Consider the following 22,464-nt stretch of genomic DNA (forward strand, 5'->3'; position numbering starts at 1 on the left):
GTTAAAAAATGCGCTCCTGATGCACCCAGACGGCGGCTTCGACGCGGGATTTTAACTTCATTTTTTTCAGCATGTGTTTGACATGCACTTTGACCGTGCTTTCGGTGATGTCCAGACGGCGGGCGATCATTTTGTTCGGCAGCCCCTGGGCAATCAGCTTCAGAATGTCACGCTCGCGCGGGGTCAACTGGCTGACGTCGCGGTCAGACGTGGCGCGGTTCGCACGCAGGCTGGCGGCCAGTACCGGCGTTAACGCTTCACTCAGCACCATCTCGCCTGCGGCAGCCTGTTGCAGCGCCTTGAGCAGATCTTCCGGCTCCATATCTTTCAGCAGATAGCCGTCTGCCCCTCGCTTGAGGGCGGTGACCACGTCTTCTTCATGGTTTGAGACGCTGAAGACCACCACCCGGCCAGAGAGGGATTTCTCCCGCAGCTTGTCGAGGGTTTCCAGGCCATTCATGCCCGGCATGTTGAGATCGAGCAAGATCAAATCAGGATCGAGCGATTCGGCAAGTTCAATACCCTGTTCGCCGTTGCTGGCTTCCCCGACGACGGTGATATCTGGCGCCATGCTGACAAGCTGTTTAACGCCAGTGCGCAGCATCGGATGATCGTCAATCAACAGGATAGATGCCGGTTCCTGATTAGTCATGGTTTTCTCCTTGAGCAGTTATGAGGGGCTTTTCGGGTATAAAGGTGACCACTACTTCGGTGCCACCTGACTCTCCCCGGCGAACCTGGCAATCACCGCGCAGGCTTTGCGCGCGGTCTCGCATGATAATTAAACCATAATGGTTCGTTCGTTCGGCATTTTCCGGCACGCCGCGGCCGTTATCCTGAACCCTGAGCTTCACCTGATTATCCTGGCAGCTGACGGTGACCGTAACGGCCGTCGCCTCGGCATGCTTGAGCACGTTGCTCAGGGCTTCACGGGCAATTTGCAGCAAATGGATCGCCTGGTGAGAGGGGACAAAACGCGGTGGCAGCTGGTAATCCAGCTTCACCGGGAAGCCCAGCCGGGCACTAAACTCCTGACAGCTGGACTCCAGCGCAGGGCGCAGCCCCGGCTCGGTGAGCTGCAAACGGAAGGTGGTCAGCAGCTCGCGAAGCTGAACCCACGAGGTGTTAAGCTCGTTGCGGATCTGGCTGAGCAGCTGTTTGCTGCTCTCGGGCATGCCTTCGTCCTGCATTTGCAGGCAGCTCACCTGCATCTTCATGCAGGAGAGGGACTGGGCGATGGAGTCGTGCAGCTCGCGGGCGATGGTGGCACGCTCCTCCATCACGATCAGCTGCTGCTGTTTCTCCTGGTGGCGGTCGAGCGCCAGCGTGGCCGTGAGCTGCTCAACAAGCGTATCGACCAGCTGCTGCTGGTCGTGGCTCAGGTGACGTCCGGCGGGCAGGGTGGCCAGCAAAATACCGTACTGGGTATGGCTGTCCATCAGCCGCCACTTGAGGGTCGTGCCGCTGGTGGTAAGCGGCGGCAAGCCGCGCGGGCACAGATGACACCCTTTATCGTCGCAGGAGATGTCCGACTGACAGGTAAATTCCTGATGGTTTTCCTCATCTTCAACGTCGTAAACCCGAAGCTCAAGATCGCGGAGCAGAGTCAGGTTTTGCAGGCCGTTCAGTACTGGCGAGAGACGTTCGCAAAGCGGTACCTGCATATGCAGGCGACGGTTCGCCTGCCAGAGGAAAGAGAGGATCTCGTTTTTTTGCTCAAGCCCGGCGGTTTTCTCCTGGACGCGTTGTTCCAGTACCGCGTAGCTCTCTGATAGCTCTGCCGACATGGTATTGAGCGCCTCGCCAAGCATCGCCATTTCGTTGCGCCCGCTGATGTGCGTGCGCTGGGTAAAATCGCGCTGTGTGACGGCGCGGGCCATCGCCAGGAGCTGTTTCCAGGGGTTAAGCAACCGCGCGCGCAGCCAGATAACCGTGAAAATCAGCAGCAAACCCATAAACAGCGCCATTGCGCGGTGAACCATCACCACACGGTCAATGCGTAACTCTGTGGTGCGATCGAATGAGGAGACAAGATGATCGATGCGTGACACAAACCCGGCGACATCCTGGGCGACCGTTTCCCGGTCTTCCGCCCGCTTTAAGCCGGGCTCCAGCTGGGTATGCCAGTAGCCCTGAAGCGCCTTAAGCTGAGATTGCTGACCGTCACGGATGGCGGCTCTTTCCAGTTCAGGGCTGAATGCGGTACGCTCCATTTCGTCGATAAGCGGTTGGTCAGCCTGCGTCAGCGGCACCGACGCCAGTAGCCGGTAACTCTGCATACGTAGCGAGCCTGCCTCGTTGATGGCATGCGCGTTACCCTGTACACCCTGTACCAGCCAGCCAGAAATAGCCATGCCGGTCACACCGATAGCGGTGGACAGCAGAACAATAAGCGCCAGCTGGTTAACCAGCGTCAGCGGAGATAAACATCTTTTTAACATAGAGTTGCCGGGCTCCTGACGTGACCTGATTGCAGGAATGGCGCTATTCTGGTGCATACCCTGGAGTATACCCATACCAATAAAGGATTACCTCTAAATTGCCAGAGAGGTAACGGTTAGTGGGTGGACGAAGCAGGGATGCCTCAGCACCGTGAAAAACCACACCTTTTTTACGTTTTGCATCTACTCATTAAGAGTGATGGCTTTTTTTTTGCCGCAAAACCTCCCACTTTTCCTTTGATTTATATCAACTTACCGCCGCTCTAAAGCCCTAATGTTTGCAGCATCATTCGAGAATCAGAGGTGTCTATGAGTCACTCTTCCGCTCCCGAAAGGGAAACTGGTGCCGTTATTACAGACTGGCGTCCAGAGGATCCGGCGTTCTGGCAACAGCGCGGCCACCGTGTAGCAAGTCGTAATCTGTGGATTTCCGTTCCATGTCTGTTACTGGCGTTTTGCGTCTGGATGTTGTTCAGTGCGGTTGCGGTTAACCTGCCAAAAGTGGGCTTTACCTTTACCACCGACCAGCTGTTTATGTTGACCGCGTTGCCGTCGCTTTCAGGCGCACTGCTGCGCGTTCCTTATGCGTTTATGGTGCCGGTCTTTGGTGGTCGTCGCTGGACGGCTTTCAGTACCGGGATCATGATCATACCGTGCGTGTGGCTCGGTTTTGCGGTGCAGGATACCTCCACACCGTTTAGCGTGTTCGTGATTATCTCTCTGCTGTGCGGTTTTGCGGGGGCGAACTTTGCGTCCAGTATGGCAAACATCAGCTTCTTCTTCCCGAAAGCGAAGCAGGGTGGCGCGCTGGGCATTAACGGCGGCCTGGGTAACATGGGCGTGAGCGTGATGCAGCTGATTGCCCCGCTGGCGATCTCTGTCTCCATCTTTGCGGCCTTTGGCGGCGGCGGTGTGACGCAGCCCGACGGTTCCGTGCTGTTCCTGCAAAACGCCTCCTGGATTTGGGTACCGTTCCTGGTGGTCTTTACCCTGGCGGCGTGGTTCTTCATGAACGATCTGTCCGCGTCCAAAGCGTCATTGAGCGAGCAGCTGCCGGTTCTGAAGCGTGGCCACCTGTGGGTGATGGCGCTGCTGTATCTGGCGACCTTCGGCTCGTTCATCGGTTTCTCCGCAGGCTTTGCCATGCTGTCTAAAACCCAGTTCCCGGACGTGCAGATCCTTCAGTTTGCCTTCTTCGGTCCGTTTATCGGCGCGCTGGCACGTTCGCTGGGCGGGATGATCTCCGACCGTCTGGGCGGGACGCGCGTTACGCTGGTGAACTTTGTTGTAATGGCCATCTTCTGTGCGCTGCTGTTCCTGACGCTGCCTGCGGGTGGTGAGGGGGGTAGCTTCTTTGCCTTCTTCGGCGTCTTCATGGTGCTGTTCCTGACCGCCGGGCTGGGCAGTGCGTCTACTTTCCAGATGATCTCTGTCATCTTCCGCAAGCTGACCATGGACCGCGTGAAAGCGCAGGGTGGGAGCGACGAGCAGGCAATGCGTGAAGCCGCCACCGATACCGCTGCGGCGCTTGGGTTTATCTCTGCGATAGGCGCGATTGGCGGCTTCTTTATTCCAAAAGCGTTCGGTATCTCACTGGATCTGACCGGCTCACCGGCGGGTGCGATGAAAGTATTCCTCGTCTTCTATATCGCCTGCGTGGTCATCACCTGGCTGGTATATGGCCGTAATACCAAGAAAAACAAGTAAGCTTGATTATCCGTTTGCGCGGCCTGAGTGCCGCGCTTTTTTTAATCGCTGAATAGTTACAACATACTAATGGCGTTACCCGTGGTCACCCGCAGGTAACGCTGTGATCGCCATCGCTTTACAGGTGTTTCTACCCCTTAATACCTAAGATGTTAAATTTTGCCTCGCTTATTGTACGATAAATAAAATATATCTATATAAATCACAAGGTTAAGAAATATTAACGGCTACCGCTTTGGTGGTATTTGATCTAATACCACCCCTGAGAGTCCCCCTTCGTCTTGATCGTTATCAATTCTCACCATCTTTCATAGCGTTACCTTCGCTGCAAATCAGCAATGTCGATTTAGAGAGCCACAGGCTCCACACAGGAGATACCCGATGAGCAAATTTTTGGACCGGTTTCGCTACTTCAAACAGAAGGGTGAAACTTTTGCCGATGGGCACGGCCAGGTTCTGGATACCAACCGGGACTGGGAAGACGGTTACCGTCAACGCTGGCAGCATGACAAAGTTGTCCGTTCTACCCACGGCGTAAACTGCACTGGCTCATGTAGCTGGAAGATTTTCGTTAAAAACGGTCTGGTGACCTGGGAAATGCAGCAGACCGATTATCCGCGTACCCGTCCGGATATGCCGAACCACGAGCCGCGTGGCTGCCCGCGTGGGGCCAGCTACTCCTGGTATCTCTACAGCGCAAACCGACTGAAATACCCGCTGATGCGTAAACGCCTGATGAAAATGTGGCGTGAAGCGAAAGTGCAGCACAGCGATCCGGTTGATGCCTGGGCCTCCATCATTGAAGATGCCGACAAAGCGAAAAGCTTCAAGCAGGCGCGTGGTCGCGGTGGTTTCGTTCGCTCTTCCTGGAAAGAGGTGAACGAGCTGATTGCGGCTTCCAACGTCTACACCGTGAAAACTTACGGTCCTGACCGTGTGGCAGGCTTCTCGCCAATTCCGGCGATGTCGATGGTCTCTTACGCCTCCGGCGCGCGCTACCTGTCACTCATCGGCGGTACCTGCCTGAGCTTCTACGACTGGTACTGCGACCTGCCGCCAGCGTCGCCACAGACCTGGGGCGAGCAGACCGACGTGCCGGAGTCCGCTGACTGGTACAACTCCAGCTACATCATCGCCTGGGGCTCTAACGTTCCGCAGACCCGTACCCCGGATGCGCACTTCTTTACTGAAGTACGTTACAAAGGGACCAAAACCGTTGCCGTGACCCCAGACTACGCCGAAATTGCCAAGCTGTGCGACCTGTGGCTGGCGCCGAAACAGGGTACCGATGCCGCCATGGCGCTGGCGATGGGCCACGTCATGCTGCGCGAATTCCACCTCGACAAGCCAAGCCAGTATTTCACTGATTACGTGCGTCGCTACACCGACATGCCAATGCTGGTGATGCTCGAAGAGCGTGACGGCTATTACGCCGCAGGCCGTATGCTGCGTGCCGCAGATCTGGTGGACGCGCTGGGTCAGGAAAACAACCCGGAGTGGAAAACGGTCGCCTGCAACAGCAACGGCGAGCTGGTGGCGCCAAACGGCTCTATCGGCTTCCGCTGGGGCGAAAAAGGTAAATGGAACCTGGAGCAGCGTAACGGCACCACGGGTGAAGAGACGGAACTTCGTCTCAGCATGCTGGGCAGCCAGGATGAGATCGCCGATGTCGGCTTCCCGTACTTTGGTAATGAAGGTTCCGAGCACTTCAACAAGGTTGAGCTGCAAAACGTTCTGATGCACAAACTGCCGGTTAAGCGCCTGCAACTGGCGGACGGTTCTACTGCTCTGGTCACTACCGTCTACGATCTGACCATGGCGAACTACGGCCTGGAGCGCGGCCTGAACGATGAAAACTGCGCGACCAGCTATGATGACGTGAAGGCTTATACCCCGGCCTGGGCGGAGCAGATCACCGGCGTGCCACGCGCGCAGATCACCCGTATCGCGCGTGAATTTGCGGAAAACGCCGACAAAACCCACGGTCGCTCCATGATCATCGTCGGTGCCGGTCTGAACCACTGGTATCACCTCGATATGAACTATCGCGGCCTGATCAACATGCTGATCTTCTGCGGCTGCGTCGGGCAGAGCGGCGGCGGCTGGGCGCACTACGTGGGCCAGGAAAAACTGCGTCCGCAGACCGGCTGGCAGCCGCTGGCGTTTGCCCTTGACTGGCAGCGTCCGGCCCGTCACATGAACAGCACCTCCTACTTCTATAACCACTCCAGCCAGTGGCGCTACGAGACGGTTACCGCCCAGGAACTGCTGTCGCCGATGGCGGATAAATCCCGCTACAGCGGCCACCTGATTGACTTCAACGTGCGCGCTGAGCGTATGGGCTGGCTGCCGTCTGCGCCGCAGCTGGGCACGAACCCGCTGCGCATTGCGGAAGCGGCGAAGAAAGCGGGCATGTCACCGGTTGACTACACCGTTAAATCCCTCAAAGACGGCTCAATCCGCTTCGCGGCAGAACAGCCGGAGAACGGTAAAAACCATCCGCGTAACCTGTTCATCTGGCGCTCTAACCTGCTGGGTTCGTCCGGTAAAGGCCATGAATACATGCTGAAATACCTGCTCGGTACCGAAAACGGTATTCAGGGTAAAGATCTCGGCAAGCAGGGCGGCGTGAAGCCAGAAGAAGTTGAATGGAAAGACAACGGTCTGGACGGCAAGCTGGATCTGGTGGTAACGCTGGACTTCCGTCTGTCCAGTACCTGCCTGTACTCCGATATCGTGCTGCCTACCGCCACCTGGTACGAAAAAGACGACATGAATACGTCGGATATGCATCCGTTTATTCATCCGCTGTCTGCGGCCGTTGACCCGGCATGGGAATCAAAAAGCGACTGGGAAATCTACAAAGACATCGCGAAGAAATTCTCCGAAGTCTGTGTAGGGCACCTGGGCAAAGAGACCGACGTGGTGACGCTGCCAATCCAGCACGACTCCGCTGCCGAACTGGCGCAACCGCTGGACGTGAAGGACTGGAAAAAAGGCGAGTGCGACCTGATCCCAGGCGTAACCGCGCCGCACATTATTCCGGTTGAACGTGATTACCCGGCAACGTACGAGCGCTTTACCTCTATCGGCCCGCTGATGGAAAAAATCGGTAACGGCGGGAAAGGGATCGCCTGGAACACCCAGAGTGAAATGGACCTGCTGCGCAAGCTCAATTACACCAAAGCGGACGGCCCGGCGAAAGGCCAGCCGATGCTGAACACGGCGATTGATGCGGCGGAAATGATCCTGACCCTGGCCCCGGAAACCAACGGCCACGTGGCGGTGAAAGCCTGGGCGGCCCTGAGCGAGTTTACCGGTCGTGACCATACGCACCTGGCGAAGAATAAAGAGGAAGAGAAAATCCGCTTCCGCGATATTCAGGCCCAGCCGCGAAAGATTATCTCCAGCCCGACCTGGTCTGGCCTCGAAGATGAACATGTGTCCTATAACGCCGGATACACCAACGTTCACGAGTTGATCCCATGGCGCACGCTTTCTGGCCGTCAGTCTCTGTATCAGGACCACCAGTGGATGCGTGACTTCGGTGAAAGCCTGCTTGTGTACCGTCCGCCAATCGACACCCGCTCCGTGAAAGCGGTGATGGGTGCGAAATCAAACGGTAACCCTGAGAAGGCGCTGAACTTCCTGACGCCGCACCAGAAGTGGGGTATCCACTCCACCTATAGCGACAACCTGCTGATGCTGACCCTGTCGCGCGGGGGGCCAATCGTCTGGATGAGCGAAGCGGACGCCAAAGATCTGGGTATCGAAGATAACGACTGGATTGAAGTGTTCAACAGCAACGGTGCCCTGACGGCACGTGCGGTGGTGAGCCAGCGCGTACCGGCCGGGATGACCATGATGTACCACGCGCAGGAACGTATCGTTAACCTGCCGGGGTCTGAGATCACCGAACAGCGCGGCGGTATTCACAACTCCGTGACCCGTATTACGCCGAAGCCGACCCACATGATCGGTGGTTATGCCCAGCTGGCCTACGGCTTTAACTACTACGGCACCGTAGGATCGAACCGCGATGAGTTCGTGGTGGTACGTAAGATGAAGAATATTAACTGGTTAGATGGCGAAGGTAATGACCAGGTACAGGAGAGCGTAAAATGAAAATTCGTTCACAAGTCGGCATGGTGCTGAATCTGGATAAATGCATCGGCTGTCATACCTGCTCAGTCACCTGTAAAAACGTCTGGACCAGCCGTGAAGGTATGGAGTACGCCTGGTTCAACAACGTGGAAAGTAAGCCGGGCACCGGCTTCCCGACCGACTGGGAAAACCAGGAGAAATGGAAGGGGGGCTGGATCCGTAAAATCAACGGCAAACTGCAACCGCGCATGGGTAACCGTGCCATGCTGCTGGGTAAAATCTTCGCTAACCCGCATCTGCCGGGCATCGATGATTACTACGAGCCATTTGATTACGACTACCAGAACCTGCACAACGCGCCGGAAAGCAAACACCAGCCGATCGCCCGTCCTCGCTCGCTGATCACCGGCCAGCGCATGGACAAAATTACCAGCGGTCCAAACTGGGAAGAGATTCTGGGCGGCGAGTTCGAAAAACGCGCCAAAGACCAGAACTTCGAGAACATGCAGAAGGCGATGTACGGCCAGTTCGAAAACACCTTCATGATGTACCTGCCGCGCCTGTGCGAACACTGCCTTAACCCGGCGTGCGTGGCGACCTGCCCAAGCGGCGCCATCTACAAGCGTGAAGAAGATGGCATTGTGCTGATCGACCAGGACAAGTGCCGCGGCTGGCGTATGTGCATCACCGGCTGCCCGTACAAAAAAATCTACTTCAACTGGAAGAGCGGTAAGTCTGAGAAGTGCATCTTCTGCTACCCGCGTATCGAAGCCGGTATGCCGACCGTCTGCTCAGAGAGCTGCGTAGGTCGTATCCGCTACCTCGGCGTGCTGCTGTACGACGCGGACGCGATTGAAAATGCCGCAAGCACCGAGAACGAGAAAGATCTGTATCAGCGTCAACTGGATGTCTTCCTCGATCCAAACGATCCGAAGGTTATTGAGCAGGCGCTTAAAGACGGTATTCCGCAGAGCGTGATTGACGCCGCACAGCAGTCTCCGGTGTACAAGATGGCGATGGACTGGAAGCTGGCCCTGCCGCTGCACCCGGAATACCGCACGCTGCCGATGGTCTGGTACGTGCCGCCGCTGTCTCCGATTCAGTCTGCGGCGGATGCGGGTGAACTGGGCAGCAACGGCATTCTGCCGGACGTGGAAAGCCTGCGCATCCCGGTTCAGTATCTGGCCAACCTGCTCACCGCCGGGGATACCCAGCCGGTACTGCTGGCGCTGAAACGTATGCTGGCGATGCGTCACTTCAAACGTGCGGAAACTGTTGACGGCGTGAACGATACCCGCGCGCTGGAAGAGGTTGGTCTGACCGAAGCGCAGGCGCAGGAGATGTACCGCTATCTGGCAATCGCTAACTACGAAGATCGTTTCGTGGTGCCGAGCAGCCACCGTGAACTGGCTCGCGAGGCCTTCCCGGAGAAAAGTGGGTGTGGCTTTACCTTTGGCGACGGTTGCCACGGGTCAGACAGCAAATTCAACCTGTTCAACAGCCGCCGCATCGACGCGATGGATGTGACCAGCAAAACGGAGCCGCACCAATGATTGAACTCGTCATTGTTTCGCGTCTGCTCGAGTACCCTGATGCTGCGCTTGTGCAGCATCAACAGGAACTCTTTGATGCACTCGCGTCATCTGAAAACCTGGATAAAGAGGATGCCCAGAAGCTGGGCGTTTTCCTCCGCGATCTGCTGGCGCGCGATCTTCTTGATGCGCAGGCGGACTACAGCCAGCTGTTTGACCGGGGTCGTGCCACGTCTCTGCTGTTGTTCGAACACGTTCACGGTGAATCCCGCGACCGTGGTCAGGCGATGGTGGATCTGATGGCCCAGTACGAGCAGCACGGTTTGCAACTCGACAGCCGCGAGCTGCCGGATCACCTGCCGCTGTATCTGGAATATCTGGCGCAGTTGCCGAAAGAGGAAGCGCTGGGCGGGTTGCAGGACATTGCTCCCATTCTGGCGTTGCTCGGCGCGCGTCTCCAGCAACGTGAGAGCAGCTATGCAGTCCTGTTTGATCTGCTGGTGAAACTGGCTAACGCCTCGGTTGACAGTCAAAAAGTGGCGGAAAAAATCGCGGATGAAGCCCGGGACGATACCCCACAAGCACTGGATGCCGTCTGGGAAGAAGAGCAGGTGAAATTCTTTGCTGACCAGAGCTGTGGCGAATCTGAAATCTCCGCGCATCAGCGTCGTTTTGCCGGAGCGGTGGCTCCGCAATATTTGAATATCTCTAACGGAGGACAGCACTAATGCACTTCCTGAATATGTTCTTCTTTGACATTTACCCGTATATCGCGGGCACCGTGTTCCTGGTGGGAAGCTGGCTGCGTTATGACTATGGCCAGTACACCTGGCGTGCTGCCTCCAGCCAGATGCTGGATCGTAAAGGGATGAACCTGGCGTCAAACCTGTTCCACATCGGGATTTTGGGGATTTTCGCCGGTCACTTCCTGGGGATGCTGACCCCGCACTGGATGTACGAAGCGTGGCTGCCGATTGACGTGAAGCAGAAGATGGCGATGCTCGCCGGTGGCGCCTGCGGCGTGATGACCCTGGTGGGTGGTCTGTTGCTGCTGAAACGCCGTCTGTTCAGCCCACGCGTGCGGGCTACCACGACCGGAGCGGACATCCTGATCCTCTCCCTGCTGATGGTGCAGTGTGCGCTTGGTCTGCTGACCATTCCATTCTCTGCGCAGCATATGGACGGCAGCGAGATGATGAAGCTGGTGGGATGGGCGCAGTCTGTCGTGACCTTCCGCGGGGGCGCCTCTGAGCATCTGGACGGCGTGGCGTTCATCTTCCGCGTTCACCTGGTGTTGGGTATGACCCTGTTTGTGCTGTTCCCGTTCTCTCGCCTGGTGCACATCTGGAGTGCGCCGGTGGAGTACCTGACGCGCAAATATCAGGTTGTGCGTGCTCGTCGCTGATTCGCTGTATTAATACAACCCCGCATATGCGGGGTTTTTTTTGTCCCCGATCCAGGGTTTCGTGCGGATGCCGGGTGGCGGTTGCGCCTTACCCGGCCTACAGAATTCACTATGCTCGAATCGAACCTTGGTCGAAGCTTCTTATCCTTCCCCGCATGGGAGAACCATGGGGCATTGTGCTTTTGGATAGTGCTAAAGAATCTGGAAGTGATGGTGGTGGGGGAAGGATTACTCAGCGCTTCGCGCTTCGCCCTTCGGGTCGTTGCCTGCGGCAACGCTTTCTCGCTACGCTCGAATCGAACCCTGGTCGAAGCTTCTTATCCTTCCCCGCACTGAAGAACCATGGGGCATTGTGCTTTGAGAGAGTGCTGTAGCATCTGGAAGTGATGGTGGTGGGGGAAGGATTACTCAGCGCTTCGCGCTTCGCCCTTCGGGTCGTTGCCTGCGGCAACGCTTTCTCGCTACGCTCGAATCGAACCTTGGTCGAAGCTTCTCATCCTTCCCCGCACTGAAGAACCATGGGGCATTGTGCTTTGAGAGATTGCTGTAGCATCTGGAAGTGATGGTGGTGGGGGAAGGATTCGAACCTTCGAAGTCGATGACGGCAGATTTACAGTCTGCTCCCTTTGGCCACTCGGGAACCCCACCAGGGGTAATTCATATTTTGAGGTAAAGCTGGAGATGGTGGTGGGGGAAGGATTCGAACCTTCGAAGTCGATGACGGCAGATTTACAGTCTGCTCCCTTTGGCCGCTCGGGAACCCCACCACGGGGTAATGCTATTAACTGGCCTGCTTCCTGTTGGAAGCGGGGCGCATCATATCAAATGAGACGCCCCTGTAAAGCATTCCTTTAGGAAAATGAAGCTGTTTGCCTGCTTTTTATCCGTAAAGGCGTAAAGCTAATCAATTCATTTTCCGAGGGATTAAAGAATAATCGTTCTGTTGCCGTACACAAAGACGCGCTGGGCAAGTACCTGATACAGCGCACGGCTTAGTACGTTCTTCTCAACGTCACGGCCAGCACGCATCATATCTTCTGCCGTGTAGGTGTGATCCACGTGAATCACGTCCTGCATGATGATTGGGCCTTCATCCAGATTATCATTCACGTAGTGCGCGGTTGCGCCAATGATCTTCACCCCACGCTCGTATGCCTGGTGATACGGACGCGCGCCAATAAAGGCTGGCAGGAAGGAGTGGTGGATGTTGATAATCTTGTTCGGGAAGCGCGCCACGAAGGATGGCGTCAGCACGCGCATATATTTCGCCAGCACCACGTAGTCCGGGTTATGCGCTTCAATCGCAGCAGCCATCAGGTTGTCGTGCTCTTCACGGGTATGGCCTTCGTGACTGACCAGCTCAAACGGAATGTCGAAACGTTCTACCAGCGTACGCAGCGTCTCGTGGTTGCCAATGACGGCGGCAATTTCGACGTCCAGGCCACCGTAGTTGGCTTTCATCAGCAGATCGCCCAGGCAGTGCGCCTCTTTGGTGACCAGAATGACAATACGGCGACGGCCCGCCGGGTTAAGCTCACGCACCGAGCCTTCCGGCAGGGCGCTGTCCAGATCGGCAAGCAGGGTTGTGTCGTTGAAAATGCCTTCCAGTTCGGTACGCATAAAGAAGCGACCGGTACGGTGGTCAACGAACTCGTTGTTCTGCACGATATTCAGTTCATGCTTGTAGCAAATGTTGGTAATTCGTGCGATCAGCCCTTTTTGATCGGGACAGATAGTGCGCAGAACTTTACGTTGTAATGATTGCATCGCCGGGAAATCCTGTTTATGTATTTGCGAAGTCTGAGTTGTCAGGCATTACTGCCGCAACACTTTTTAAATTTTTTTCCTGAACCACAGGGGCAGGGATCGTTACGACCGAATTGCGGACGTGTGCCGTCAATATAATACCATTGCCCGCTGTCCTTTAAGAACCGTGACCGTTCAATGATGGCGCCGGGTTTGTTTTGTTCGCTAAAGCGGGCGACAAAACTGACATAGCCCTCGTTCGCATCGCGGCCGGGAGCGGCTTCAAAGACGGTGAGGCCCAGCCAGACGGTGTTAGCAAATCCGGCTTCAATCTCTTGGCTAAAATCGGCAGCATGGCAGGACGGATGCCAGGTTTTAATCAGGTAGTCTGCGTTTTTGATCACAAAAGCAGTATACCGCGAGCGCATAAGGTGTGACGGGTCTGGTGCAACCTGCTTGCCAGAAAGATATCGCTGGCAACATAGGCTATACTCCAGAGCGCTACCACAGGGGCAGAGTTGAGACACGATTCTCTTCCTGGAACAAAAAATAAGGCGTTAAACGCTTAAGGTAGCAATATGTTAACTGAGCAGGTGCGTTGACGCTATGTCGGGAATCCAGGGGAAGTAAAACAGGGCTAATGAGAAAGGTAAAAATTGGACTGGCGTTGGGCTCAGGTGCTGCCCGGGGTTGGTCACATATTGGCGTTATCAATACCTTAAACCAGATGGGGATTGACGTTGATATTGTTGCAGGATGTTCTATCGGGTCGCTGGTCGGATCTGCGTACGCCTGCGGTAAGCTCCCGGAGCTTGAAAGCTGGGTGCGCTCCTTCAGTTACTGGGATGTGCTGCGCCTGATGGATCTCTCCTGGCAGCGTGGCGGCCTGCTGCGCGGCGAACGCGTGTTCAATCAGTTTCGCAAGATAATGCCCCTCGCTGACTTCAGCCACTGCCAAATGCCTTTCGGGGCCGTTGCAACCAACCTCAGTACGGGCAGGGAGTTATGGCTCACCGACGGGGATATTCATCTCGCCGTTCGTGCATCCTGTAGTATGCCTGGGTTAATGGCGCCTGTGCCTCACAACGGCTACTGGCTCGTTGACGGTGGTGTAGTGAATCCTGTCCCTGTCTCTCTGACGCGCGCCATGGGGGCGGATATCGTTATTGCCGTGGATTTACAGCACGATGCTCACCTCATGCAGCAAGATTTGATGCCGGTTAATCTTCAGAGCGATGATGCGGAAGAAGAGAAACTTGCCTGGCATGCTCGATTACGCGGCAGAATAGGGCGCCTGGCTGCCCGTCGCGCGGTGACCGCACCGAACGCCATTGAAATCATGACGACCTCTATTCAAATTCTTGAGAATCGCCTGAAGCGAAACCGTATGGCTGGCGATCCTCCGGATATTCTTATTCAACCCTATTGTCCACAAATCTCTACCCTTGATTTCCACCGGGCTGAGGCCGCCATAGCAGCGGGCTCGTTAGCCGTCGAAAAGAAAATAGATGAACTGTTGCCTTTTGTGCGTACAGCACGTTGAGCACTTTTTTGATTACTTCAGCAAAATCTGACAGGCGATAGTACCAATAGCATGCCACTATTGAGTAACTGTCAGCCAGGGGAGGAACCATGACACAGCCATTGGCCGGAAAACATATTTTGATAGTAGAAGACGAGCCCGTTTTCCGATCGCTACTGGATTCGTGGTTATCCTCACTGGGTGCAACCACGTCCCTTGCCGAAGATGGCGTCGAGGCACTGGAAAAAATGGCCAGCATGGCGCCGGATCTGATGATCTGCGATCTTGAGATGCCGCGCATGGACGGATTAATGCTGGTAGAAAACCTGCGTAATGAAGGTTATCAGACACCGATACTGGTGATCTCGGCCACCGAAAATATGGCGGATATTGCTAAGGCGTTGCGTTTAGGAGTGCAGGATATCCTGCTCAAACCGGTTAAAGATTTAAACCGTCTGCGCGAAACGGTGTTGGCCTGCCTGTATCCCAATATGTTCAATTCCCGGGTGGAAGAAGAAGAACGTCTTTTCCAGGACTGGGATGCTTTAGTCAGTAATCCGCTCGCGGCCGCGAAGCTGCTTCAGGAACTTCAGCCGCCGGTGCAGCAAAATATCTCTCATTGCAGAGTAAATTATCGCCAGCTGGTAGCGGCTGACCAGCCTGGACTGGTGCTGGATATTGCGCCGCTCTCGGATTCCGACCTCGCTTTTTATTGCCTGGATGTTACCCGAGCGGGAGATAACGGCGTTCTGGCGGCCTTATTACTCCGGGCGCTGTTTAATGGATTGCTACAGGAACAATTATCCCATCAGGGGCAACGACTTCCTGAGTTAGGCAGTTTACTAAAACAGGTCAACCAACTTTTTCGCCAGGCCAATTTACCGGGGCAGTTCCCGCTTCTGGTTGGCTATTATCACAGCGGGTTGAATAACCTTATTCTGGTGTCTGCGGGATTAAATGCCACACTGAATACTGGCGAACACCATATTCAGGTGAGTAACGGCGTGCCGTTGGGTACGCTGGGAAATACTTACCTTAATCAAATTAGCCATCGCTGCACCTCCTGGCAGTGCCAAATTTGGGGTGCCGGAGGGCGGTTACGCTTAATGTTGTCCACGGAGTAAGCAGTCAGATTTTATTTTTCAGATTGCTTTACCTGTGTTTTTGCTGGCAGTGCTACTATCGCTGCAAGTTTCATGCGTATTTGTCTTAATTGATCGGCAACGCGTTCTTTTCAGACCCGTATTAGTGGCTGAGACTGTATACTCAACGCGTTATTCAATGCATAAAAGTTCAAAACTTGAACAGTTCAGGAGAATTTCAATGGCTGCCCTTAATTCGAAAGTCAGAAAGGCCGTTATCCCGGTGGCGGGATTGGGTACCAGGATGTTGCCAGCGACGAAGGCAATCCCAAAAGAGATGCTGCCTCTGGTTGATAAGCCATTAATCCAGTATGTCGTGAATGAATGTATTGCAGCAGGTATCACCGAAATTGTGCTGGTGACGCATTCATCTAAAAACTCTATCGAAAACCATTTCGATACCAGTTTCGAACTCGAAGCAATGCTGGAAAAACGCGTTAAGCGCCAGCTGCTGGAGGAAGTGCAGTCTATTTGTCCTCCACACGTTACCATTATGCAGGTTCGTCAGGGCCTGGCGAAGGGCCTGGGGCATGCAGTATTGTGCGCACATCCTGTAGTGGGTGATGAGCCGGTCGCGGTTATTCTGCCTGACGTGATCCTTGATGAGTACGAGTCCGATCTTTCCCAGGAAAACCTGGCGGAAATGATTAAACGCTTCGACGAAACCGGCAGCAGCCAGATTATGGTTGAGCCAGTCGACGACGTGACCGCTTACGGCGTGGTTGACTGCAAAGGTGTTGACCTGCAACCTGGCGAAAGCGTACCGATGGTTGGCGTAGTTGAAAAACCTAAAGCGGACGTCGCGCCGTCTAACCTTGCTGTTGTTGGTCGTTACGTACTGAGCGCTGAAATTTGGGCGCTGCTGGCGAAAACGCCTCCTGGTGCGGGCGATGAAATCCAGCTGACGGATGCTATCGATATGCTGATCGAGAAAGAGACCGTGGAAGCCTACCATATGAAAGGTAAGAGCCATGACTGCGGGAATAAGCTCGGTTATATGCAGGCATTCGTCGAATATGGTATTCGCCATAACAGCCTGGGTGAAGAATTTAAAGCCTGGCTCAAAGGTAGCGTGGGTATAAAGTAATAAACTCACCAGCCTGTGAACAAGACCGGTGTGGCGTCGCCCACCGGTTTTTTTATGCCTGTCACTCTGTAATTGGCGGGGGATTGTCAAGGACGTTAAATACGGAGCCTCACAATATGACAGAATGTAAGGAGATGTTCGGGCGAATATTACAGGCATAAAAAATCCCGCATTAAGCGGGATTTTTCAGAATCTTTCCAGATTAATCCTTGATCAGGAAGTCATCCAGTTGTTTACCTTGTTCGTCCATTGCTTTCTTGATTACAGCAGGAGTACGGCCCTGGCCGGTCCAGGTTTTCTCTTCGCCGTTCTCATCGATGTAGCTATATTTAGCAGGACGTGCCGCGCGTTTTGCTTTGGTACCGGTTTTAGCCGCAGCCATGCTGTTCAGCAATTCGTTTGGATCGATACCATCGGCAATCAGCATTTCGCGATACTGTTGCAGTTTACGTGTACGTTCTTCGATTTCAGCCGCAGCTGCGCTTTCTTCTTCACGACGTTCGTTAACTACAACTTCTAATTTTTCGAGCATTTCTTCAAGCGTCTCAAGGGTACATTCTCTTGCCTGCGCACGAAGAGTACGGATGTTGTTCAGAATTTTAAGTGCTTCGCTCATTGTAGTAATCTCAAACTTATAATGGGGGTGGGTTTGTTGTCCTAATAATAGAGCCTTAATTTCACTTGTGCAATAGGTGGGAATGTAAGGAATTCAAAAAATACAAAATAAACGACGCTATTATTAATTACGCTAACTTAAATTTCATTGTTTGTTGGGGCTGCGAGATATCGTTTCAAACGGCAAAAGCGCGTCATTTGCATGTTTGTTTTGTGACTTTTACCTCAGGAATTATAGTTGCGGTTGATAAATATCAGCCTTTTGTATTACCCCGTGTAAACGCAGCGAAGCCAGGAATAGTTAATAAATAGTGAATTTTAATGAACGAAGAAGACACTATAAAAAGAAGTGTTATCTCTGGTTGCGGTCTCACCTTATTGTCAGTGTTTAATGCCTTTACTGCCTGTTTTAACGCATTATTTTGCGCTACTCGCGAAGGATTTACGGGTGCATGGCAGGCTGGAGTGTGCTGCTCGCCGCTGATGACGGTACAAAATATGGTACAATGATCCATCGGGAATATTTCACATTGATTAGGGTTCTTCGGCCAATGGCACAACTTTATTTCTACTATTCGGCAATGAATGCAGGGAAATCGACGGCGTTACTGCAATCCTCATACAATTATCAGGAGCGGGGGATGCGTACCGTTGTTTATACCGCCGAAATCGACGATCGCTTTGGGGCAGGGAAGGTAAGCTCAAGAATAGGGCTTTCATCGCCTGCAAGGCTGTTTAACCCTGAAACGGACCTGCTGGAGGACATTCGTGTCGAGCATGCCTCTAAGCCTGTCCATTGCGTGCTGGTAGATGAAAGCCAGTTCCTGACCCGTGAGCAGGTCCATGCGCTTTCAGAGGTCGTTGATGAGCTGGATATTCCCGTTCTTTGCTATGGATTACGTACCGATTTTCGTGGGGAGTTATTTGCCGGCAGCCAGTATCTGCTCGCCTGGTCGGATAAGCTGGTTGAGCTGAAAACAATCTGCTTTTGTGGCCGCAAGGCAAGTATGGTTCTTCGCCTGGACCAGTCGGGTAAACCCTATGCTGATGGCGAGCAGGTGGTGATAGGAGGCAATGAACGTTATGTCTCGGTCTGCCGCAAGCATTATAAAGAGGCGCTGGCTGTAGGCTCGCTGACGGCGTTACAGGGCGACAATCGAAAATAACATGAATGTTTTACCGATCCTCAGATATAAAAAAACCCGCCGCTGGCGGGTTTTTTATCACACTGTCAACTAAGCGTTTTTCTTCGCTTTCTTTTCAGCCTTTACAACTGCGGGGATTTCAACTTTTACGGCTGCGACATCGCTTTCAGTGAAGTTACGACCGTAATAAGTATCCAGCAGGATCTGTTTCAGTTCGGAAATCAGTGGGTAGCGCGGGTTAGCACCAGTACACTGGTCATCGAATGCATCTTCAGACAGCTTATCTACGTGAGCGAGGAAGTCAGCTTCCTGAACGCCTGCTTCGCGGATAGATTTAGGAATACCCAGTTCCGCCTTCAGACTTTCCAGCCATGCCAGCAGTTTTTCGATCTTCGCGGCAGTACGGTCGCCCGGTGCGCTCAGACCCAGGTGATCTGCGATTTCAGCATAACGACGGCGCGCCTGTGGACGGTCATACTGGCTGAATGCAGTTTGCTTGGTTGGGTTATCGTTGGCGTTATAGCGGATAACGTTGCTGATCAACAGGGCGTTCGCCAGACCGTGAGGAATGTGGAACTGTGAACCCAGCTTGTGCGCCATAGAGTGACAGACACCCAGGAAGGCGTTAGCAAACGCGATGCCCGCGATTGTTGCCGCACTGTGTACACGTTCACGCGCAACAGGGTTTTTCGAACCTTCGTTGTAAGAAGCTGGCAGGTTTTCTTTCAGAAGTTTCAGCGCCTGCAAAGCCTGACCGTCAGAGAACTCAGAAGCCAGTACGGAAACGTAAGCTTCCAGAGCGTGAGTTACCGCATCCAGACCACCGAACGCACACAGTGATTTCGGCATTTCCATGACCAGGTTGGCGTCAACGATAGCCATATCTGGCGTCAGTGCGTAGTCAGCCAGCGGGTATTTCTGACCGGTTGCGTCATCAGTCACAACGGCAAATGGAGTCACTTCTGAACCAGTACCGGAAGTAGTGGTGACGGCGATCATTTTCGCTTTCACGCCCATTTTCGGGAACTTGTAGATACGTTTACGGATATCCATAAAGCGCAGCGCCAGTTCTTCGAAGTGAGTTTCCGGATGCTCGTACATCACCCACATAATTTTCGCGGCGTCCATTGGGGAACCGCCACCCAGTGCGATGATCACATCAGGTTTGAAGGAGTTCGCCAGTTCAGCACCTTTACGGACAACGCTCAGGGTTGGGTCAGCTTCAACTTCAAAGAAGACTTCAGTTTCGACGCCAGCCGCTTTCAGAACAGAGGTGATCTGGTCTGCATAGCCATTGTTGAACAGGAAACGGTCAGTCACGATGAGCGCACGTTTGTGGCCATCAGTAATCACTTCATCCAGCGCGATTGGCAGAGAGCCGCGGCGGAAGTAGATAGATTTCGGAAGTTTGTGCCACAACATGTTTTCAGCTCGCTTAGCAACGGTTTTCTTGTTGATCAGGTGTTTTGGACCAACGTTTTCAGAGATGGAGTTACCACCCCAGGAACCACAACCCAGAGTCAGGGAAGGTGCGAGTTTGAAGTTGTACAGATCACCGATACCACCCTGAGAAGCAGGGGTGTTGATCAGGATACGTGCCGTCTTCATCTTCTGACCGAAGTAAGCAACACGCTCAGGCTGGTTATCCTGATCGGTGTACAGGCAAGAGGTGTGGCCGATACCGCCCATTGCCACCAGTTTCTCTGCTTTTTCTACCGCGTCATCAAAATCTTTCGCACGGTACATTGCCAGCGTTGGGGAGAGTTTCTCGTGAGCAAACGGCTCACTTTCATCAACGACTTTCACTTCACCAATCAGAATTTTGGTGGTAGCAGGGACGCTAAAGCCAGCGAGTTCAGCAATTTTATACGCTGGCTGACCTACGATAGCTGCGTTCAGCGCGCCATTTTTCAGGATCACGTCCTGAACGGCTTTCAGTTCTTTACCTTGCAACAGGTAGCCGCCGTGGCTGGCGAAACGTTCTCGAACGGCGTCGTATACCGAATCAACCACGACAACAGACTGTTCAGATGCGCAGATAACGCCGTTATCGAAGGTTTTAGACATCAGCACAGAAGCAACTGCACGCTTGATATCTGCCGTTTCGTCGATCACAACAGGGGTATTACCTGCGCCTACGCCGATGGCTGGTTTACCGGAGCTGTATGCTGCTTTAACCATACCAGGACCACCGGTCGCCAGAATCAGGTTAATGTCCGGGTGATGCATCAGGGCGTTGGACAGTTCAACAGAAGGTTGGTCGATCCAGCCGATCAGATCTTTTGGCGCACCCGCCGCAATGGCAGCCTGAAGCACGATATCTGCTGCTTTGTTGGTGGCGTCCTTCGCACGTGGATGCGGAGAGAAAATGATTGCGTTACGTGTCTTCAGACTGATGAGAGATTTGAAGATGGCGGTAGAGGTTGGGTTAGTGGTTGGAACGATACCGCAAATGATGCCGATCGGTTCTGCGATGGTGATGGTGCCGAAAGTATCGTCTTCTGACAGCACACCGCAGGTTTTCTCATCTTTATAGGCGTTGTAGATATACTCTGAAGCAAAGTGGTTTTTGATCACTTTATCTTCAACGATACCCATGCCGGATTCGGCAACGGCCATTTTAGCGAGAGGGATTCGAGCATCAGCAGCAGCCAGAGCGGCCGCGCGGAAGATTTTATCAACCTGTTCTTGGGTGAAATTGGCATATTCACGCTGGGCTTTTTTTACGCGCTCGACGAGGGCGTTCAGTTCAGCGATATTGGTAACAGCCATAATGCTCTCCTGATAATGTTTAAACTCTTTTAGTAAACCAGCGCTCGATACGTCTGACAGTATAGTCAGAGCCGATCCCACTTGCGTAACACACAGTAAAACAAAGGATTACTCACTGCTCCAGCTCACTAATTTACTAAAAGAGCCTTACCTTAGCATCATACCTTTTTGATAGGTGATCTCCCTGGCGGCGTAACCAAGATTACTCACTTCTGAGTACGAAAATTATGATCAAGATCAATTTTGTCCTAAGCTGATACCTTTCAGCAGGGTTATTTTGTGCTAATTATTCTACTGTTAAATAATTAAGTAACTATTGGAAGCGGCAATATCATTGATTACACAAATGTTTAACATCATGAATTGATAACGTTTAAGAACAGATTTCTGGTGAAGTGTGCGGCTAAAAAGCGTATCTTCAGCGCGGATTTATCATGACACGCAGTTTCTCCCTGGACATGCTCAATTGCGGAGCTTAATGTGATTCAAACGCTCTTTGATTTCCCTACATATTTCAAGTTTTTTATCGGCTTGTTTGCTCTTGTTAACCCGGTAGGGATCATCCCTGTCTTCATCAGTATGACCAGCTATCAGACGGCTGCGGCACGAAATAAAACCAACCTGACGGCAAACCTGTCGGTGGCGATCATCCTACTTACGTCTCTTTATCTCGGGGACGCCATTCTTCAGGTCTTCGGCATCTCGATTGATTCGTTCCGTATAGCAGGCGGGATCCTGGTGGTGACGATTGCCATGTCGATGATCAGCGGCAAGCTGGGGGAGGATAAACAGAACAAGCAGGAAAAATCAGAGACAGCTATCCGCGAGAGCATTGGGGTTGTGCCACTGGCACTGCCGCTGATGGCGGGCCCGGGGGCGATCAGTTCCACCATTGTCTGGGGAACGCGCTACCACAGCCCGATGCACCTGATTGGCTTTTCCGTCGCCATTGCGCTGTTCGCGCTGTGCTGCTGGGGCGTATTTCGTATGGCGCCATGGCTGGTTCGCTTGCTGGGACAAACGGGCATCAACGTGATTACCCGTATCATGGGTCTGTTGTTAATGGCGTTGGGCATCGAATTTATCGTTACCGGTATAAAAAGTATTTTCCCCGGGTTAGTACACTGACTTTCATTTGAAAGAGCGGAGCCAGCGGCTCCGTTTTTTTTACGTGATTATCTGCAAATCATATAAATAAAGTTGAAATAGGCGCCAGTCATAATAAGTTCTACTAATAACTCTCTTT

The 22,464-nt window shown here is 53.5% G+C and carries 16 protein-coding genes, 2 tRNA genes and 2 other RNA genes; 10 read left to right on the forward strand and 10 right to left on the reverse strand.

What is annotated here, in order from left to right; genetic code table 11:
- Position 1: 1 nt before the first annotated feature.
- Entirely contained in the window at positions 2-652 is a 651-nt protein-coding gene (narL, locus tag CU081_RS14725) for a two-component system response regulator NarL (RefSeq protein WP_003856701.1), read from the reverse strand.
- Positions 645-2,441, reverse strand: a complete 1,797-nt coding sequence (gene narX / locus CU081_RS14730; protein WP_003856703.1) for a nitrate/nitrite two-component system sensor histidine kinase NarX — start codon at positions 2,439-2,441, stop codon at positions 645-647. Before narX ends, narL begins: the two co-directional genes overlap by 8 nt.
- A gap of 309 nt (positions 2,442-2,750) precedes the next feature.
- Between narX and CU081_RS14735 the strand changes: the two genes are divergently transcribed.
- The 5 genes from CU081_RS14735 to narI all read left to right on the forward strand — a co-directional run bounded on the left by CU081_RS14735 (position 2,751) and on the right by narI (position 11,189).
- Positions 2,751-4,148, forward strand: coding sequence for a NarK family nitrate/nitrite MFS transporter (locus CU081_RS14735; protein WP_058647471.1), 1,398 nt, complete (start codon positions 2,751-2,753; stop codon positions 4,146-4,148).
- Between the two features lie 381 nt (positions 4,149-4,529).
- Positions 4,530-8,273: a nitrate reductase subunit alpha gene (locus tag CU081_RS14740; protein ID WP_022651367.1), complete on the forward strand. Its 3,744-nt coding sequence runs from the start codon at positions 4,530-4,532 to the stop codon at positions 8,271-8,273.
- A complete protein-coding gene (gene narH / locus CU081_RS14745) occupies positions 8,270-9,805 on the forward strand; it encodes a nitrate reductase subunit beta (protein ID WP_017384243.1) in 1,536 nt (511 codons plus the stop codon). Before CU081_RS14740 ends, narH begins: the two co-directional genes overlap by 4 nt.
- Complete coding sequence (gene narJ / locus CU081_RS14750) at positions 9,802-10,512, forward strand: nitrate reductase molybdenum cofactor assembly chaperone (RefSeq protein WP_022651366.1); 711 nt, start codon at positions 9,802-9,804, stop codon at positions 10,510-10,512. Before narH ends, narJ begins: the two co-directional genes overlap by 4 nt.
- Positions 10,512-11,189 carry a respiratory nitrate reductase subunit gamma gene (gene narI, locus CU081_RS14755; RefSeq protein ID WP_003856712.1) on the forward strand — a complete coding sequence of 226 codons (678 nt, stop codon included), beginning with the start codon at positions 10,512-10,514 and terminating at the stop codon, positions 11,187-11,189. Before narJ ends, narI begins: the two co-directional genes overlap by 1 nt.
- Before the next feature lie 211 nt (positions 11,190-11,400).
- On the opposite strand, the gene CU081_RS14760 is transcribed toward narI, so the two are convergent.
- The 6 genes from CU081_RS14760 to CU081_RS14785 all read right to left on the reverse strand — a co-directional run bounded on the left by CU081_RS14760 (position 11,401) and on the right by CU081_RS14785 (position 13,462).
- Positions 11,401-11,531: non-coding RNA, RtT sRNA (locus CU081_RS14760), on the reverse strand.
- A gap of 45 nt (positions 11,532-11,576) precedes the next feature.
- Positions 11,577-11,707, reverse strand: a non-coding RNA gene (locus CU081_RS14765) — RtT sRNA.
- A gap of 45 nt (positions 11,708-11,752) precedes the next feature.
- Positions 11,753-11,837 (reverse strand) — tRNA-Tyr (locus CU081_RS14770).
- Between the two features lie 34 nt (positions 11,838-11,871).
- Positions 11,872-11,956 (reverse strand) — tRNA-Tyr (locus CU081_RS14775).
- A gap of 157 nt (positions 11,957-12,113) precedes the next feature.
- Complete coding sequence (gene purU / locus CU081_RS14780) at positions 12,114-12,956, reverse strand: formyltetrahydrofolate deformylase (protein ID WP_003856715.1); 843 nt, start codon at positions 12,954-12,956, stop codon at positions 12,114-12,116.
- A gap of 41 nt (positions 12,957-12,997) precedes the next feature.
- Positions 12,998-13,462: a YchJ family protein gene (locus CU081_RS14785; RefSeq protein WP_022651365.1), complete on the reverse strand. Its 465-nt coding sequence runs from the start codon at positions 13,460-13,462 to the stop codon at positions 12,998-13,000.
- 113 nt (positions 13,463-13,575) lie between these two features.
- On the opposite strand from CU081_RS14785, the gene rssA reads away from it, so the two are divergent.
- The 3 genes from rssA to galU all read left to right on the forward strand — a co-directional run bounded on the left by rssA (position 13,576) and on the right by galU (position 16,686).
- Complete coding sequence (gene rssA / locus CU081_RS14790; RefSeq protein WP_022651364.1) at positions 13,576-14,478, forward strand: patatin-like phospholipase RssA; 903 nt, start codon at positions 13,576-13,578, stop codon at positions 14,476-14,478.
- 89 nt (positions 14,479-14,567) lie between these two features.
- Positions 14,568-15,581: a two-component system response regulator RssB gene (gene rssB, locus CU081_RS14795; RefSeq protein WP_003856721.1), complete on the forward strand. Its 1,014-nt coding sequence runs from the start codon at positions 14,568-14,570 to the stop codon at positions 15,579-15,581.
- Positions 15,582-15,780: 199 nt separating this feature from the next.
- A complete protein-coding gene (gene galU / locus CU081_RS14800; protein WP_003856723.1) occupies positions 15,781-16,686 on the forward strand; it encodes a UTP--glucose-1-phosphate uridylyltransferase GalU in 906 nt (301 codons plus the stop codon).
- Positions 16,687-16,888: 202 nt separating this feature from the next.
- Here galU and hns read toward each other — a convergent pair whose 3' ends face one another.
- Positions 16,889-17,302, reverse strand: a complete 414-nt coding sequence (hns, locus tag CU081_RS14805) for a histone-like nucleoid-structuring protein H-NS (protein ID WP_003856724.1) — start codon at positions 17,300-17,302, stop codon at positions 16,889-16,891.
- Positions 17,303-17,852: 550 nt separating this feature from the next.
- Here hns and tdk point away from each other — a divergent pair.
- Positions 17,853-18,467 (forward strand): thymidine kinase, encoded by a 615-nt coding sequence (gene tdk / locus CU081_RS14810; protein WP_032634550.1) that lies wholly within the window; start codon positions 17,853-17,855, stop codon positions 18,465-18,467.
- Positions 18,468-18,536: 69 nt separating this feature from the next.
- Here tdk and adhE read toward each other — a convergent pair whose 3' ends face one another.
- A complete protein-coding gene (gene adhE / locus CU081_RS14815; RefSeq protein ID WP_022651362.1) occupies positions 18,537-21,218 on the reverse strand; it encodes a bifunctional acetaldehyde-CoA/alcohol dehydrogenase in 2,682 nt (893 codons plus the stop codon).
- Positions 21,219-21,698: 480 nt separating this feature from the next.
- Here adhE and CU081_RS14820 point away from each other — a divergent pair, with 480 nt between their 5' ends.
- Positions 21,699-22,346: a YchE family NAAT transporter gene (locus CU081_RS14820; RefSeq protein ID WP_003856732.1), complete on the forward strand. Its 648-nt coding sequence runs from the start codon at positions 21,699-21,701 to the stop codon at positions 22,344-22,346.
- Positions 22,347-22,464: the final 118 nt, after the last annotated feature.

The organism is Enterobacter sp. CRENT-193, from assembly GCF_002787395.1.
Lineage (GTDB): Bacteria > Pseudomonadota > Gammaproteobacteria > Enterobacterales > Enterobacteriaceae > Enterobacter > Enterobacter hormaechei_C.

Bases quoted from the DNA above. Each gene is read 5' to 3' on its own strand.
- narL (WP_003856701.1), bottom strand. From the start codon at position 652: ATGACTAATCAGGAACCGGCATCTATCCTGTTGATTGACGATCATCCG.
- narX (WP_003856703.1), bottom strand. From the start codon at position 2,441: ATGTTAAAAAGATGTTTATCTCCGCTGACGCTGGTTAACCAGCTGGCG.
- CU081_RS14735 (WP_058647471.1), top strand. From the start codon at position 2,751: ATGAGTCACTCTTCCGCTCCCGAAAGGGAAACTGGTGCCGTTATTACA.
- CU081_RS14740 (WP_022651367.1), top strand. From the start codon at position 4,530: ATGAGCAAATTTTTGGACCGGTTTCGCTACTTCAAACAGAAGGGTGAA.
- narH (WP_017384243.1), top strand. From the start codon at position 8,270: ATGAAAATTCGTTCACAAGTCGGCATGGTGCTGAATCTGGATAAATGC.
- narJ (WP_022651366.1), top strand. From the start codon at position 9,802: ATGATTGAACTCGTCATTGTTTCGCGTCTGCTCGAGTACCCTGATGCT.
- narI (WP_003856712.1), top strand. From the start codon at position 10,512: ATGCACTTCCTGAATATGTTCTTCTTTGACATTTACCCGTATATCGCG.
- purU (WP_003856715.1), bottom strand. From the start codon at position 12,956: ATGCAATCATTACAACGTAAAGTTCTGCGCACTATCTGTCCCGATCAA.
- rssA (WP_022651364.1), top strand. From the start codon at position 13,576: ATGAGAAAGGTAAAAATTGGACTGGCGTTGGGCTCAGGTGCTGCCCGG.
- rssB (WP_003856721.1), top strand. From the start codon at position 14,568: ATGACACAGCCATTGGCCGGAAAACATATTTTGATAGTAGAAGACGAG.
- galU (WP_003856723.1), top strand. From the start codon at position 15,781: ATGGCTGCCCTTAATTCGAAAGTCAGAAAGGCCGTTATCCCGGTGGCG.
- hns (WP_003856724.1), bottom strand. From the start codon at position 17,302: ATGAGCGAAGCACTTAAAATTCTGAACAACATCCGTACTCTTCGTGCG.
- tdk (WP_032634550.1), top strand. From the start codon at position 17,853: ATGGCACAACTTTATTTCTACTATTCGGCAATGAATGCAGGGAAATCG.
- adhE (WP_022651362.1), bottom strand. From the start codon at position 21,218: ATGGCTGTTACCAATATCGCTGAACTGAACGCCCTCGTCGAGCGCGTA.